The sequence below is a fragment of the Aquimarina ulvae genome (genome assembly GCF_053613295.3).
The window spans coordinates 121,691-136,481 of the sequence record NZ_JBSIBP030000008.1 but is presented as its reverse complement, the minus strand read 5'-3'; the positions used below and the strand labels follow the sequence as shown (position 1 = coordinate 136,481).

Genomic DNA, 14,791 nt, shown 5'->3' with positions numbered 1-14,791 from the left:
AATCGTTATTAGTTGTTAGTAGTGCTTGTAAAAAGTTCTTTGAGTTTATTTTCTAATTGGTTACCTCGTAGAGTTTTTGCGACAATTTTTCCTTTTTCATCGATGAGGAAATTATCAGGGATGCCATTTATTCCATATGTCAGTGCAATGTCACTTTTAAAACCTTTTAGATCAACTCCTTGTTTCCAAGGAAGCTTATCATCTTTAATTGCTTTTATCCAGTCTTTTTCTTTTTGATCAATGGATACTCCTATGATATTGAAGCCTTTTTCTTTATATGAATTGTAATTTTTTATTAATTTAGGATTAGCAGCTCTGCATGGAGCACACCAGGAAGCCCAGAATTCTACTAGGATATACTTTCCTTTGATATCAGATAATTTTACTAACTCTGCAGTTGTATTAGGTAATTCAAAATCAATGTATTTCTCTCCAATTTTGGGAGTTTCTGGAAGAGATAAAAAACGTTCTATTACCTTCCCATTTTTAGAACTTTTTATTCTATCTGATAAATTATCATATAAATCCTCAACCGTTTTTTTATCCCAAGTTGTATTATAAACTTGCAACAAATCACCGCTTACATAGGAATCAGGAAACTCTTTGACAAATTCCAAACCTTTTTGGTTCATTTGGGTTAGAAGATCGTTTTGTTTTTTTATTAGATTTGCCCTAACTTCTTTACTCATTTTATCAGCGTCTGGAGATTGTAGCTGATCTATTACTTTTTTAAATACGATGTCTAAACTATCAATCTTTTTATTAAAAACGTCGTTTTCTTTTTGGGTTAATCCAGCAATTATTATAGCTTTTTTTAGATTTCCTTTTTCACCTTCTACTATAATTTTTAAATTTTCTGCCCATAAGGAAAAATACTCCCGATTAGTTTTACCAACCACAAAAAAGAAGAAGGAGGGTTCATCTACAGACCCTCTAAACTCAAATTTTTCATTGATGATAAGTGTAGAGTCTGCTATTTTATTGTCTTCACGAAGATAAATCCAAGTACTATCGGCAAGATTTTTTAGTGTCCCTAGAATATGGTATTCATCTTCCTTACTCTCTATATCAACTACTTGTTTGTTTTTTTTATGATCGCTGCAAGAGAAGAAAAGTAAAATTGCTAGCAATATGGTGGAGAGGAAGTTATTCTTCATATATACATTTATTTAGTGTTTGTTAATGAATGCAGTAGGATCTACATATCCTTTGGTGTTTTCTGAATATCCACCACCAATGCCCATAAAGATAGCATCTCTTACCTCCAGATGCAAATGCGCTAAATATAAACCATTGGCATTTCCTATCGTAGCAATAAAGTTCCCTTTTTTAACAAATTCTCCTTTTTTTACTTTTATTGTCTCACAATGTGCGTAAACAGATTCATAATAGTTGTCTTGGTATCTGTGAATAATACGGATTACATTTCCCCAGCCACCACCTATATTTTCTGCAAAGGAGACATAACCATTTCCTATAGAATAGATAGCATCTCCAAGATCAGAATTACCACCACCAAGGCCATTCCAGTCGTCACCTAAATGATTATTTTGTTTAAATTTCTGAGCATTATAATAGCCTTTTGCATTGGGTTTGCCTATCGGAAAGTCAAAACCTTTTGCAATAAACGTTTGATTTTTATTAAAAAGAGAATCGTATTTAGCGTACTTATTTTGAGTTTGTATTGGCTCTGTTAGATAATCAATACTTGTGTTAGTTATATGTTGCTTTTTACTTATAAAAGAAGTAAAAAAAATCATAAAGAAAACACAAATATTTTCACGATAAATTACTTTTATCAACTAAATTGCTTCGCTACTTTTTCAGCTTTTCGGCTTTCGGAGTAATCATAAAAACCTTCCCCACTTTTTACGCCAAGTTTACCAGCCATCACCATATTTACTAATAATGGGCAAGGTGCGTATTTAGGATTTTTGAAACCATCGTACATTACATTAAGTATCGAAAGACATACGTCTAATCCAATAAAATCTGCTAATTGTAATGGTCCCATAGGATGTGCCATTCCCAATTTCATTACAGTGTCAATTTCAGAAACTCCGGCAACACCATTATATAAAGTTTCGATAGATTCGTTGATCATTGGCATTAAAATTCTGTTTGCTACAAATCCTGGATAATCATTCACTTCTACAGGAACCTTACCCAGAGTTTTGGACATTTCCATAATGCTATTGGTAACTTCGTCAGAAGTGTTGTAACCCCTGATAATTTCGACCAGTTTCATAATGGGTACCGGATTCATAAAGTGCATACCAATAACCATATCTGGTCTTTTGGTGACAGCTGCAATCTGTGTGATAGAGATTGAAGAAGTGTTGGTGGATAAAATGGTATCTTCTGGACAAGCCTCGCTTAATTCTTTAAAAATTTTTAGTTTTAAATCAATATTTTCTGTAGCAGCTTCTACCACGAGGCCTGCATATTCTACACCTTCTTTAATACTAGTGTAGGTAGAGATATTTCCAAGTGTTTCTTCTTTATCAGTCTCAGAAATTTTTTCTTTGGCGATCATTCTATCAAGATTTTTAGTGATTGTTGCCAATCCTTTATCCAGAGATTGTTGCGATATATCTATCAATTGGACTTTAAATCCTTTTTGTGCAAAAGTGTGCGCAATACCATTTCCCATAGTTCCTGCACCAATTACTGCTACGTTTTTCATATGTGTATGTGTGTTTTTTTTGTTACTCTAGATTTTTTGTTTTAATTACTATTTAAAACAGTCAATGATCTTTAAAGCTACTTCTAATGCTTTTTTACCTTGAGTTAAAGAAACCACAGGAGTAGTATTATTCGTTATAGCTTCAGCAAATGTATCTAACTCATCCAATATTGCATTGTTAGACGGAACCTCGGGATTATCAAAATAGATCTGTTTTTTTACTCCTTCTGCATTTTGTAGGATCATGTCAAAATCTCCAGGTGTTTCAGGAGCATCTTTCATTTTTACAACTTCACATTTTTTCTCAAAGAAATCCACAGAGATATAGGCATCACGTTGAAAAAACCGAGCTTTTCGCATATTTTTTAGTGAAATACGACTTGCAGTGAGATTGGCAACACATCCATTCTCAAACTCAATTCTGGCATTAGCAATATCTGGGGTTTCACTAATAACTGAAACTCCACTGGCGCTAATGTGTTTTACGTCAGAATGTACTACACTAAGAATTGCATCAATATCGTGGATCATTAAGTCCAATACTACCGGTACATCCGTCCCGCGAGGATTAAACTCGGCCAGTCTATGTGCCTCGATAAACATCGGATTGTCTATTTTGTTAGCTACTGCAGTATACGCAGGATTGAAACGTTCGACATGTCCAACTTGTCCTTTTACGTTATGGGTTTTAGCCAGTTCGATAAGTTGTTCTGCTTCTCTTACTGTATTGGTAATGGGCTTTTCTATAAAAACGTGTTTTCCGGCCTCGATTGCTTTTTTAGCAACTTCAAAATGTGCAAAAGTGGGGGTAACAATGTCCACTACATCTACGGCATCAATCAATGCTTCTATAGAATCAAATAGGTGATAGTTAAACTCCTCTGCTATTGCTTTTGCTTGTTTCTCACTGGCATCGAAGAAACCAACAAGTTCATAATTTTCAGATTGTTCCAGGAGACGTAGGTGAATTTTTCCAAGGTGTCCTGCGCCAAGTACTCCGGCTTTGAGCATAATTAAAGATTTTACACAAAAATAGTATTATTTATAAATTCTAAATCTTAATTCTATCTAAAATATAAAATAATCAGGTTATTGCTAAAATTGTTCTTTATTCTTTAAAATCTTTATGTAATTTTAGCGTGTTAATCTACCCTAATGAATTTTAAAGATACATTAAAACACGCTGGTAAAAGAAAACAATTGGTCGATGTACTAATTGGAAAAGGAATTAAGGATGCATCGGTTCTTTCGGCAATAGGTAAGATACCCAGGCACTTGTTTATGGATTCTGGTTTCGATGATCACGCATATCAGGACAAGGCATTTCCTATTGGTGCTGATCAAACCATTTCACAGCCATATACGGTAGCTTTTCAGACAGAATTATTAGAGATCCAACGTGGAGATAAGGTGTTGGAAATTGGAACGGGTTCGGGTTACCAGACAGCAGTATTGTGTGAATTAGGCTGCAAAGTATATAGTATAGAAAGACAACAGGAACTGTTTAAAAAAACGAAATTATTCTTGCCTAAATTAGGGTATCGTCCTAAATATTTATCCTTTGGCGATGGGTACAAAGGTTTGGAAGAATATGCACCGTATAAAGGTATTATTGTCACTGCAGGAGCTCCTTATGTTCCCAAACCATTATTATCACAACTAGCAATAGGAGGTAGGTTGGTAATACCAGTGGGAAAAGATCCACAAGTAATGACATTGTTTATCCGTAAAAGCGAAACTAACTTCGAAAAACACGAGTTCGGTGAGTTTCGTTTTGTGCCTTTGTTGGAAGATAAGAATTGAATATGCAAATAGATTTTTTATTTTACGAAGTTGGAAGTTTAATTTATCTTCTTTTTGAGTAGTTTACCTAAAGTATGCATATTACGTATAAATGTTTCTTTATGGAAGGAAGACTCGGTGATACGTTTCCCTTTTTCAATCTGTCTAATAAGCGACTCGTTGTGAAAATAATACCTAGCTTCAAATTTGTTTTCTGCTACAGAAGTATCAAGATGCATCCATTCTCCTGAGGCATCAAAAATATCTTTAAACTTTTTTTCTGTATTAAAAGCAAAAATTATTTTATCGTTTTTAAGATAGTATTCTGTAACAATAATACCAAAACTAGGACCGATCCATTTAACTATCTTTACCAATTGATCATTTTCGAAATAACCTGAAAGTTGTCCTCCACCGTCTGGAGTAAAATTCAAGAACTCATCGTTGAATAGGTCAATTTTCTCTAAGCTTTGTAAGTTATTTATACGATTAAACTCATTTCTAATTTCTATAATTATTTCTTCCTCAGACTGTGCAAAGCAAAATACTGGAAACATGAAAAAGAAAGTAAGTAATCGTAAATATGTCATTTTTAGTAAGGTGTTCTAATACAAGTAAGTCCATTGTCAAATGGTAAAAAAAAGAAGTATTGGTTTTATAATCTTTACACGCCTGTTTTATCTTGTTACTTATAATCCTTTTTAATCCGATCCAACGCACGTTTATTATCTCTGTCTTTAATACTTTCTCGCTTATCGTATAGTTTTTTACCTCTGGCAAGCGCAATAACCAGTTTGGCCAGTCCACGATCATTTACAAATAATCTCGTTGGAATAATAGTAAGACCAGAATTTTTAACTTCTTTTTCTAGTTTTTTTAGCTCTTGTTTATTTAGTAATAACTTTCGCTCACTTTTAGGATTATGGTTAAAATACGTTGCGTGCGAGTACTCTTCTATATGCATATTGATTACAAAGAGCTCACCACCATTATGAAATTCACAAAAACTTTCTGCAATACTTGCTTTTCCTTCTCTAATAGCTTTAATTTCTGTACCTACCAGTTTTATTCCAGCAGTATATGTATCCAAAAATTCATACTCGAATTTGGCTTTTCTATTTTTTATATTAATTCTGTTTTGACTCATAATTTGTTTGTCCAAAGAGTTTGAGAAGAGTGTAAAAATACAAAAAGCTTTCCCTAAAGAAAGCTTTGTTATTACTTATATTGTAATCATAACTTTTTAAGGCTCCTGAAATTGTATGGTTGCTATTTTGCCATCCGGGTTTAATTTTAATTCCATTATGAGGCTAATATTATCAAAGGCTGCCGTGTAGCTATTAATTCCTTCTGCAGATTCTATAAATGTTAGCGTGTTTAAATTTCCAAATTGAGAGTGACACCCTTTAATAAAACGTGTAACTCCTTCTTTAGTCATCTCTTCTTGCATTTCGGGAGTATATAAATCGAACACTGCATCTATATTCTGTGCATTAAAATTTTCCTGAAAAGCTTTTGTTGTTTTTGCGTAAGCAGCAGCATCTTGTGCTAATAATGGTTGTGTTGCTACACAAACCAAAAGTAGTAAAATATATTTCATAGTATTCATAAGATTTAGGTATTGCAAAATAATTATCTTTTTTGAGAATTTGAAAAAAAAATACGCTTAAAATTATGTGTCTCTTACTCGTGCTCCTTTTGTTATGTACTTCAGATTCTGAATTATAAAAGACAATACCATATTAGTTAGTTTAACAAAATTATTACAACTATTGGTGGAGTAACAACTATTTTAGTTTTTGATTAGCAAATAATTTATGAAGAGGTTTTTATTTTTAGCAATAGTCTTGGTTTTGGTTTCTTTTACTATGCAATTTTCTGTAGAGCATATTGTTGACAAGGCTATTGAGAATGCTGGAGGTGCAAAGTTCGAGAATGCAAGGATTCATTTTACGTTTAGAGGAAAAGAGTATAGAAGCACACGAGATAGCGGAAGTTATCAATTGGAAAGGTTAATACAGGGTAAGGAAGGTTTAATACACGATATTTTAACTAATAGTGGTTTATCCAGATCTATAGAAAATTGTTCTGTAAAAGTAGCAGACTCTATGGTTACTAAAATTAGTGACGGCGTTAATTCAGTGCATTATTTTGCAAATTTACCGTACGGACTAAATGCACCTGCAGTTCGTAAGGAATTAATAGGAGAGTCTACAATAAAGGGAGCATCCTATTATAAGGTTAAAGTCACCTTTGATCAGGAAGGAGGCGGAACTGATTTTGAAGATGAGTTTATGTACTGGATTGATAAAAATAATTTTACAATCGATTATTTAGCCTATAAATATGCTGTGAATGGAGGGGGTATTCGTTTCAGAGAAGCATACAACCCAAGAATCATTAATGGAATTCGATTTGTAGATTATAATAATTACAAAATAGACGATCTATCTACATCACTGTCTACATTAGATAGTATGTTTGAAAATGATCAATTAAAATTAGTATCTAAAATCGAGCTAGAGTATATTTATGTATATGTAGAAAAAGAGTAATATTTTTAGTGATACCTCGTAATAGTATCAGTAATTTGGTTACCCTTTATGATAATGGTAAATATTTGGTCATAATTATCTTCTTGTATATCTTGATACTTTGATTCTCCTAAAATTTTATTAACAAAATCCGGTGTGGTATTGCTATGACCCACAATTAGGGAAGTTTTTCCCTTTGTCTTCTGTCTAAATTCGGTACTATATAAATTTTGAGGGTCGTACTTTAAAATTTTTAGGTTCTTGCTCTTTGCTAGCGGAGTTGCAGTTTGCATAGTTCTATTATAATCAGTACTAAAAACAAAATCTATTGTGGTATTAGTGTATAATTTTGCTAATTTTCTTGCTCTCTGCTTCCCTTTTTGTGTAAGGTTTGGATTGGCATTGTCGGTTAGATCTTTTTCAGCATGTCGAACTAGAATATAGGTCGTTGTGTTTGCTTGCGTATCTTTTGTTTGAGCGCAGCTACCAAAAAAAGTCGTTAAAATTAATAATCTAAAAAGTAGTTTCATAGGTGAGCTTTAAGGTTGTAAAATGAGTTCTAGTAATATCAATTGATTTATTTGTTCAGAAGTAGGGTTAAAGTTATTGTCAGATATCAAAATTAATGAATGATTACCATTTGCTAGTGTAGGACCAAAGGTAATTCCTTCGATATTATCCACTATCTGATTCGTTAGTAGGTGTCTGATCGTTTCGAAATCGAAAAGTAATTCTTTTGTAGCGGATTGATGTTTTTTGTTTTGTAAAGAATCAAAATCTAAAGTATTAGTAACCTCTTTAATGTCGCATACATAAACTTTCACCGTATTACCCTGTGTTCCATGTCCGGCAGCATATCCGCGCTCCAAAACCAGAAATTGATTTGTATTTAGTTGTAATAATCCAGTCAGTCCATTAACACCAAATTTTTCTTTAGGATCTTTAGTAAGTTTGTCAAGTGGATATGTAAATTGAAAATCAGCCTTTCTTGTATTCGTGTTAAAGTGTGTAATTCTAACAGGAGCTCCAGAACTTTCTATTGTTGGCTCATTTCCATCTAGTTCTAGTGGGAGTTCCAAGGCTGCCCAATATCCTTTTTGCTCTATATCCTGAGCTAAACCTTCAAAAACCCCATTATGTCTCGGTCTATTTTTTGAATCGTCTTCTACACGGAAATAGATAGGAAGATCAAACTCGTTTTGATAATTACCAGTAGTGTTAGTAATAAAAATTGCTGGATTATAATTATTTTTTATGGATCCTTCACTTGTGAAAATCAAATTATTGTTTTTAAAAGACCTAATGGCTTCCAGATCTGCAATATTGGAGTGTAGGAATTTATTTTTGTTGTCTTTAATAGTGATTAGTTGATCTAGAGTGACCAAGTGAAATTTATTGTTTTTTAGTGAAATTGACGCTTTGTAAAACCGTGGGTTTCTTGCATCATCACAAACGATATAATATGTATCCTGTTCTTTTAGATATTCTATACCTGAAAGTCCTCCAATCTTTGAATTCGGAAAGATAGAATCGTTATAAATGATATATTCATCTAAATAATTGACTCTAATTTCTTTTTTTCTTGAAATCTCGTTGGTACTTCCACAGGATACGATAAAACCAAGGCAAAAAATGAACGTTATATAAGATATTTTTTTGAAAGACATAATGCTAATAAAAATAGTTTTTAAAAGTAATCTTTTTATCCCTTAAAAAACATTTTACTTTCATATTTACTCGTGGATAGAGTTAAAAAAAAATTTATTCACGGCATTCGAAAAGAAGGAATGGTTAGATATTTGTTACATAATTAAAAAGCAACAATGATGAAAAAAACAATTTTAACCTTATTATTTTCTACCGCAGTATTATGTGTTTCTTGTGATGGAGATGATGTAGAAGATGCTTCCTGTGATATTGCAGAAGATGCATTACAATTATCAGTAGAGGCAGCGATAGAAGCTTATGAAGCAGATGAAAATGAAACTACTTGTCAGGCAATTAAAGATACAGTCGAAGAGTACAGAGATTTAGAATGTACAAGTGACCTTGCATATGCCGATGAGTTGTTATTACTACCGTTGGATTGTGCAGACGCTGGAAATTAGATTTTTAACGTAGTCTTCACAAAGGCTAATGATAAGAAGTAAAAAACCTTCTGGTGCGCAATGTAACGTATCAGAAGGTTTTTGATTTATAAAATTTTGATGAATTTATATTTTTATAAATTTTGTGGTAGTGGAAACGTTACTGGAACTTACTTTCAAAATATAATTACCTGAATTTAGATTACTAATGTCAACTTGTGGATTATCTTGATTTACACGTTTGTAAAAAACAGATCTTCCGTTCATATCAAAAACTGTAAGATCGTCAATTAGGATATCAGCATTGATTGATAGCGTGTCCATAACGGGGTTTTGAACTAATGAAAGTTTTACATTGTTAATGGTAAAATCATCTACACTTAGTGCCTCTGCGCGTGCAATAAGATGGTTTCTGATAAATATTCCTGATGTAGTAAGATTCCCGTTTATGAGTCCTTGTACTCCCATACCGGGACTTACAACACTCGAATCTTCATTTTTATGAGCAACTGTCCAGTTTACATAGCTGATGTGATTATCAATCATAAAGTCCATCCATATTTCTGATTCTTGTGGATTATATCCTCCGTTTCCACTAGCATCAGTAGTTCCCCATTCTGTAACAAATAATGCAATACCATCATTCATTGCGGCTACCGCACGATCTCTTAAGAATTGTTTGTGTGTATTTGCATAAAAATGTAATGTATATGCCAAATTAGGATCTCCAATAATAGGATCGGCAGCTGCCTTATCGACATCTTGAGACCAGGTAGGACTTCCTACAATGATTAAATTATCAGGATCTTTGGAACGAATACCTGCTATAACATCTGTTGCGTAGCTTTTCACTTCACTCCAGGATTGGTTAATGGGTTCATTATATATTTCATAAATGACATGATCATTAGTTCCATATAATTCTGCCATTTCAGTAAAGAAAGCTACAGCTTCTTCTTTGTGAACTTCTGCAGCATGCGTGTGCCAGTCTATAATAACATAAATACCTTTAGCAATAGCTGCATCGATAACGACCTTGATTTTAGCTTTCTGTGCTTGGGTATTATCAATATAACCAGTTCCTCCGTCCCAAGTTTCTTTAACTCCGAGTGCTGCTCTAATAATTGGGTTTTTCCAGTCATCAGCTAAGTGATTAACAGTTTCATTGTTGTAAAAATCACCACTATCTCCCGCATTACTCCAGAACAGACTCATCCCGGCAAGACTTATTTTATCTCCATTCTCTGCGGTTACATGACTTCCAGTTACTTGTAGGCGGCCATATTTTTCTACTGCTGTCTGCGCTTGTAAGGAAAAGCCGGAAACTATTACGGCGAGAAGTAAGAATATAAAAGCAGCGAATTGATGTTTGAATGTAATGGTTTGTTTCATAATTTGATTTTGAGGAGTTTAATAAATTTAGTTAGCTCGATCTTATCAAAACGATAGGCTTGTTTTTTTAGTATGGAAAATTAGGCTTTTCGATGAAACTGTAACTAATTGGGTTGAAAACTATACAATATAGATGTAAAAGAGTGAAGTTTCTGCTATAATAGATGAAACTAAAAACAGCTGTTCTATTCAAAAAAAGCCGCTGTCCTTAGTTTTAGTTTCAATTAGTAATTTGTATGAAGGGTACAGAAATTAAAATTTATTCAAAAATCCCTAATTGATAAGCAACTATAGTCATAGAAAGCATGGCAATGATAAAAAATCCAATAAAAAAATATGAGCTTCTCTTCTTTTGAGAGGAGCCAAGATCTCCGGAAGACTTCATAACTGGTTAGGTTTTGTTGATTGATGTATATATAAGACGGCCTAGAAAAGAATATGTTACACTTTTTGTGGTTTTAGTTGTAAAACTCTTTGATTAAATGTTGTTGCTTCTATTGGAAGTACTATAGAATTAAATAATTCCATAAGTTCTGTAGTGTGATTCCAGCGTTTTTGTTTTAGTAAGTTAAAATGCACAAAAGAACTCCACATAACAGCTTTTAATTCTTTTTTATTATAATTCCACATACGTATTTCTACGTGTAACTCATTTTCTGAGCAGGAGTGAAGTTGCGAATCAATAATAATGTCTTCCATCAGGAATGCTGGTCGCAAGTAGGCAATTTGATTGGTTCCTACAACCCAACTGATACCGTGAGTTTTAGCCATTTTGAATAGATCTAGATTATAATATTTTATGATCTGATCCTCTCTGGCATTGATCATATAATTAATGTACTCGGCATTGTTTAAATGGTTAAACGGATCACAATGTTGAAATCTGATTTTCGATTTGCTTTCTAAAATTTTAGGTAGTACTGTCATAATTTATTTTTATACCAATCGGTATATTTTAGTTTAAAAAAATATTTTAAAGTTTTAATTCTTCTTCAATTATTGTATCCATTTGATACATCGTTTCTAATAAATAGCTGCTATCTTCCATTGTATGAGTCATAAAAATAGCACCGATAATCATTGTATACAATCGTTTTGCGTATAGAAAGGAGTTTACTTTAGGTTGTATTTCGCCAGCCTGTTTTCCAGCATCAATAAGCCGAGCCAAATTGGTTTGAATCTTGTTGATGGTGAATTGTACGTATTTAAAAAGTTCAGTGTGTTGATGTTTAGAATCTACCCCCATATTGAGTACAGGGCAGCCTCCTAATTCCTGACTGTAATTGTAATAATTTCTATAAAAGTCTGTTACCAATAATAATTTTTCTATAGGAGAATCGCTGAGTGATTGATGCTCTGTTATACGTCTTAGCATTCGTTTTACGGTCATTGTGAACGCAGCAATCGCTAATTCTTCCTTGTTTTTAAAATTTCCATAAATCGCACCCTTAGTTAATCCGGTGGCTTTGGTAATATCACTCAAACTAGTAGCGGCATATCCATTTTTGTTAAAAATTGGAGCTACTGTCTGGATAATGTATTCCGTGGTCTTTTTAGCCTTTGCGAGCATATAAAGAAAAGGTTTTGACGTAAAGGTAATCAAATTATACCAATCGGTATAATTTAGTGCGACTTTTTAACATTATCTGACGCTTATAGATCGTTAATGGATCTGAATTTTAATACAAACATAACCTTGTAAACTATAGAATATACCTATCTTGCATTGCTAATTTTTATTATTATGAAGAATCTATATATTTTAATTTATACCATTCTCTTTGTTAATCTTTCCTTTGGACAAGTTGTTATAAATGAGTTGAACTCTGGAACACCAGGAGTAGATACCCAAGAGGTGATAGAGTTAAAATCTGATGCGCCTAATTTTTCTTTAAATGGGTTAGTTTTGGTTTTATTCAATGGTTCTAATAGTGGGGGTGATTCTAGCTATTTTACGTTAGATCTTGATGGGTTAACTACTGATGCTAATGGGATATTTTTAATAGGTGGTCCTGAGGTTTCTCCGGTTCCTGCTTTTTTATTATCTGAAAATACGGTTCAGAATGGGGCAGATGGCGTGGCAATTTATATCGGTGATGGAACCGATTTTCCAGAGGGTACGTTAGCTACAACTACTAATTTATTAGATGCATTAGTGTATGATGGAGGTCAAAGTGATGATGTTGACTTACTCAATCTGTTAGGAGAAACTTTGCAGATAAATGAGGCACAAAACGGTAATAGAGACACCGAATCTATTCAACGGAAAAATGATGGGACTTATGAAGTAAAAACTCCAACGCCCGGAGTGCTTAATGATGGAAGTGGAGTTCAGTTTAATGGTATTTCAATTTCTACCTCACAACAAGAATATGATGAAGGTGCAAGTGTTGATATCGTTTTTACAACACAAACTAATGTTACAAGTGACCTTACTTTAGATTTTACGATCACTAATGGAAGTTTTATGACATCAGATTATTCAGGTAGTGTTTCTGTTATTATTCCCGCAGGAATGAATACGGCAACAAATACAATTCAGATTATTGATGATTTAGATGATGAAGGTGATGAGGTGATGAAGATTGTTTTTGGATCGATTCCTTCTGGTTTTGTGCGCCTTAATGATAATGTAGAGATTCTAATAGTGGATAATGATTTTACTGTGGCATCTTGGGGGACGCCACTGAACCCTACTTTTGGAAACGTGAATAATACTGCTCCATTAGGATATTATGATCCATTACAAGGGTTATCAGATACATCCTTGGTACAAGCTATACAAGATATTATTGCAGATCCGGCTACAGTAAGAGCGCAAACGTATGCAGATGTTATTGATATTCTTAAAGCTGCTGATCAAAGCCCGTTGAACAGCAATCAGGTATGGTTATTATATACAGAACAACAACGTCCCAAATCAGATTTCCAAACTAGTGGAGGAAGTAATGTAGGAAAATGGAATAGAGAACATACGTATCCAAGATCCAGAGGAGGGTTTAATAGTATCGATGCAGATGATTTTGCTGATGGAATCAATGTGTTTACAGCAACCAAACCCGATTCTCTTCGACATGCAAATTCTGATGCTCATGGACTAAGGGCTACAGATGGTCCTGAAAATAGCTCCAGAGGAAATCAGGATTATGGCGAGTATTCGGGACCGAGCGGAACTCAAGGAAGCTGGAAGGGAGACGTAGCAAGAAGCATATTTTTTCTTACCATTCGTTATAATGGCATTGATGTGGTCAATGGAAATCTTGATAATAGCACTGTTGGTCAATTGGGAGATCTTGCGACTTTATTGGATTGGCATAGAAATGATCCTCCTGATGATTTTGAAATGAATCGAAATAACATTATTTATACTTGGCAATTTAATCGTAATCCATTTATTGATCAACCGGAATTAGTAGAATATATCTGGGGTAATAATATTGGGGAACCTTGGTCCAATACATTATCTATAGATGAGAATGAAAAAGCTGAAGTTTTGTTGTATCCAAATCCTGCCCACGATCATATTGTAGTTTCCGCAAAAGGGAGGCAAGGAGATCTAGAAATTTTTGATATGCTGGGAAATCTGTTAATGACTCATTCTTTTAATGAGACAACAAGAATAAATCTTAATTTGTCATCAGGATTGTATATGATGAAAATTAATTCTAAAAACACTGATACAATAAAGAGAATTGTTATAAAATAGTGATAGAAGGCAAGTTTTATCGTGGTGTATATCTCTTGTGAAAACTTAGAACATAAATGTAAAAAAAGCTGTAATACAGGAGAATACAGCTTTTTTAAATTAAAAAGTAATAATTATTATAGTTGTTTAACTACTTCTTTTTTATACTTACCTAATAAAGCTCTGGTCATTCCCAGATTTGCTTTTTTAGAATCTACAGCTACATATATAAAATATTCACCATTTTCTGAGAGATCAATTATGAGAATTTGATTAGAAAGCGTTATCAAAATATCTTGAATATTTGCTTTTAATCCTAATGCTTCAATAGCATTTTTTTTAGCTTTCACCACTTCTAAATTGAATGATGAGGCAATTTCGGGATCAAAATCCTTGCTCTCTGAATGAGAAACATATGATACTCCTGTACTTACTTCTGATACAGAAAGAGCTATTAATCCTGGTACGTTCGTTTTCATATCTTCAACAAACTGTTCTAAAAAATTTGACGTAAATAAAAAATTTAATTTTATAATGATGCTACCAATCAGGATTATATATAGTACGCATCAATTATAATAACACATCAGTAGTCAAGCGTATTATTATTATTAGATAAAATAAA

Annotated in this window: 18 protein-coding genes and 1 pseudogene; 5 read left to right on the top strand and 14 right to left on the bottom strand. The window is 33.2% G+C overall.

The window, feature by feature from the left end:
* Window positions 1-8 precede the first annotated feature (8 nt).
* From ACWGOQ_RS17185 to ACWGOQ_RS17170, 4 genes are read right to left on the bottom strand one after another with little or no spacing between them, the layout of a single operon-like run.
* A complete protein-coding gene (locus ACWGOQ_RS17185) occupies window positions 9-1,157 on the bottom strand; it encodes a redoxin domain-containing protein (protein WP_452059388.1) in 1,149 nt (382 codons plus the stop codon).
* A gap of 12 nt (window positions 1,158-1,169) precedes the next feature.
* The gene (locus ACWGOQ_RS17180; protein WP_452059387.1) at window positions 1,170-1,760 is read right to left on the bottom strand and encodes a M23 family metallopeptidase; all 591 of its coding nucleotides are present in this window, start codon (window positions 1,758-1,760) and stop codon (window positions 1,170-1,172) included.
* 38 nt (window positions 1,761-1,798) lie between these two features.
* A complete protein-coding gene (locus ACWGOQ_RS17175; protein ID WP_452059386.1) occupies window positions 1,799-2,686 on the bottom strand; it encodes a 3-hydroxybutyryl-CoA dehydrogenase in 888 nt (295 codons plus the stop codon).
* A 48-nt stretch (window positions 2,687-2,734) separates the two neighbouring features.
* A complete protein-coding gene (locus tag ACWGOQ_RS17170; RefSeq protein ID WP_452059385.1) occupies window positions 2,735-3,697 on the bottom strand; it encodes a Gfo/Idh/MocA family oxidoreductase in 963 nt (320 codons plus the stop codon).
* A 144-nt stretch (window positions 3,698-3,841) separates the two neighbouring features.
* On the opposite strand from ACWGOQ_RS17170, the gene ACWGOQ_RS17165 reads away from it, so the two are divergent.
* A complete protein-coding gene (locus tag ACWGOQ_RS17165; RefSeq protein ID WP_452059384.1) occupies window positions 3,842-4,489 on the top strand; it encodes a protein-L-isoaspartate(D-aspartate) O-methyltransferase in 648 nt (215 codons plus the stop codon).
* Between the two features lie 38 nt (window positions 4,490-4,527).
* Here the strand turns inward: ACWGOQ_RS17165 and ACWGOQ_RS17160 are convergent, their stop codons facing one another.
* From ACWGOQ_RS17160 to ACWGOQ_RS17150, 3 genes are all read right to left on the bottom strand, one after another.
* The gene (locus tag ACWGOQ_RS17160) at window positions 4,528-5,025 is read right to left on the bottom strand and encodes a hypothetical protein (RefSeq protein ID WP_458202833.1); all 498 of its coding nucleotides are present in this window, start codon (window positions 5,023-5,025) and stop codon (window positions 4,528-4,530) included.
* A gap of 128 nt (window positions 5,026-5,153) precedes the next feature.
* Window positions 5,154-5,615 (bottom strand): SsrA-binding protein SmpB, encoded by a 462-nt coding sequence (gene smpB / locus ACWGOQ_RS17155; RefSeq protein WP_452059382.1) that lies wholly within the window; start codon window positions 5,613-5,615, stop codon window positions 5,154-5,156.
* 96 nt (window positions 5,616-5,711) lie between these two features.
* Complete coding sequence (locus ACWGOQ_RS17150; RefSeq protein ID WP_452059381.1) at window positions 5,712-6,068, bottom strand: DUF3887 domain-containing protein; 357 nt, start codon at window positions 6,066-6,068, stop codon at window positions 5,712-5,714.
* 217 nt (window positions 6,069-6,285) lie between these two features.
* On the opposite strand from ACWGOQ_RS17150, the gene ACWGOQ_RS17145 reads away from it, so the two are divergent.
* The gene (locus tag ACWGOQ_RS17145) at window positions 6,286-7,023 is read left to right on the top strand and encodes a DUF6503 family protein (RefSeq protein ID WP_452059380.1); all 738 of its coding nucleotides are present in this window, start codon (window positions 6,286-6,288) and stop codon (window positions 7,021-7,023) included.
* 5 nt (window positions 7,024-7,028) lie between these two features.
* On the opposite strand, the gene ACWGOQ_RS17140 is transcribed toward ACWGOQ_RS17145, so the two are convergent.
* Window positions 7,029-7,532 carry a SixA phosphatase family protein gene (locus tag ACWGOQ_RS17140; RefSeq protein ID WP_452059379.1) on the bottom strand — a complete coding sequence of 168 codons (504 nt, stop codon included), beginning with the start codon at window positions 7,530-7,532 and terminating at the stop codon, window positions 7,029-7,031.
* Between the two features lie 9 nt (window positions 7,533-7,541).
* Entirely contained in the window at window positions 7,542-8,669 is a 1,128-nt protein-coding gene (locus ACWGOQ_RS17135; RefSeq protein ID WP_452059378.1) for an esterase-like activity of phytase family protein, read from the bottom strand.
* A 159-nt stretch (window positions 8,670-8,828) separates the two neighbouring features.
* Between ACWGOQ_RS17135 and ACWGOQ_RS17130 the strand changes: the two genes are divergently transcribed.
* The gene (locus ACWGOQ_RS17130) at window positions 8,829-9,110 is read left to right on the top strand and encodes a hypothetical protein (protein WP_452059377.1); all 282 of its coding nucleotides are present in this window, start codon (window positions 8,829-8,831) and stop codon (window positions 9,108-9,110) included.
* A 105-nt stretch (window positions 9,111-9,215) separates the two neighbouring features.
* Here ACWGOQ_RS17130 and ACWGOQ_RS17125 read toward each other — a convergent pair whose 3' ends face one another.
* From ACWGOQ_RS17125 to ACWGOQ_RS17110, 4 genes are all read right to left on the bottom strand, one after another.
* Window positions 9,216-10,481, bottom strand: a complete 1,266-nt coding sequence (locus ACWGOQ_RS17125; RefSeq protein ID WP_452059376.1) for a cellulase family glycosylhydrolase — start codon at window positions 10,479-10,481, stop codon at window positions 9,216-9,218.
* A gap of 259 nt (window positions 10,482-10,740) precedes the next feature.
* Window positions 10,741-10,866, bottom strand: coding sequence for a hypothetical protein (locus ACWGOQ_RS17120; protein ID WP_452059375.1), 126 nt, complete (start codon window positions 10,864-10,866; stop codon window positions 10,741-10,743).
* 56 nt (window positions 10,867-10,922) lie between these two features.
* The gene (locus ACWGOQ_RS17115; RefSeq protein WP_452059374.1) at window positions 10,923-11,408 is read right to left on the bottom strand and encodes an acyl-CoA thioesterase; all 486 of its coding nucleotides are present in this window, start codon (window positions 11,406-11,408) and stop codon (window positions 10,923-10,925) included.
* Window positions 11,409-11,454: 46 nt separating this feature from the next.
* Window positions 11,455-12,051, bottom strand: a complete 597-nt coding sequence (locus ACWGOQ_RS17110) for a TetR/AcrR family transcriptional regulator (protein WP_452059373.1) — start codon at window positions 12,049-12,051, stop codon at window positions 11,455-11,457.
* Window positions 12,052-12,225: 174 nt separating this feature from the next.
* Here ACWGOQ_RS17110 and ACWGOQ_RS17105 point away from each other — a divergent pair, with 174 nt between their 5' ends.
* A complete protein-coding gene (locus tag ACWGOQ_RS17105; protein WP_452059372.1) occupies window positions 12,226-14,187 on the top strand; it encodes an endonuclease in 1,962 nt (653 codons plus the stop codon).
* Between the two features lie 116 nt (window positions 14,188-14,303).
* On the opposite strand, the gene ACWGOQ_RS17100 is transcribed toward ACWGOQ_RS17105, so the two are convergent.
* A complete protein-coding gene (locus tag ACWGOQ_RS17100; RefSeq protein ID WP_452059371.1) occupies window positions 14,304-14,645 on the bottom strand; it encodes a hypothetical protein in 342 nt (113 codons plus the stop codon).
* A gap of 68 nt (window positions 14,646-14,713) precedes the next feature.
* Here ACWGOQ_RS17100 and ACWGOQ_RS24110 point away from each other — a divergent pair.
* A pseudogene (locus tag ACWGOQ_RS24110) lies at window positions 14,714-14,785 on the top strand (hypothetical protein); the annotation flags it as partial.
* Between the last annotated feature and the right edge of the window lie 6 nt (window positions 14,786-14,791).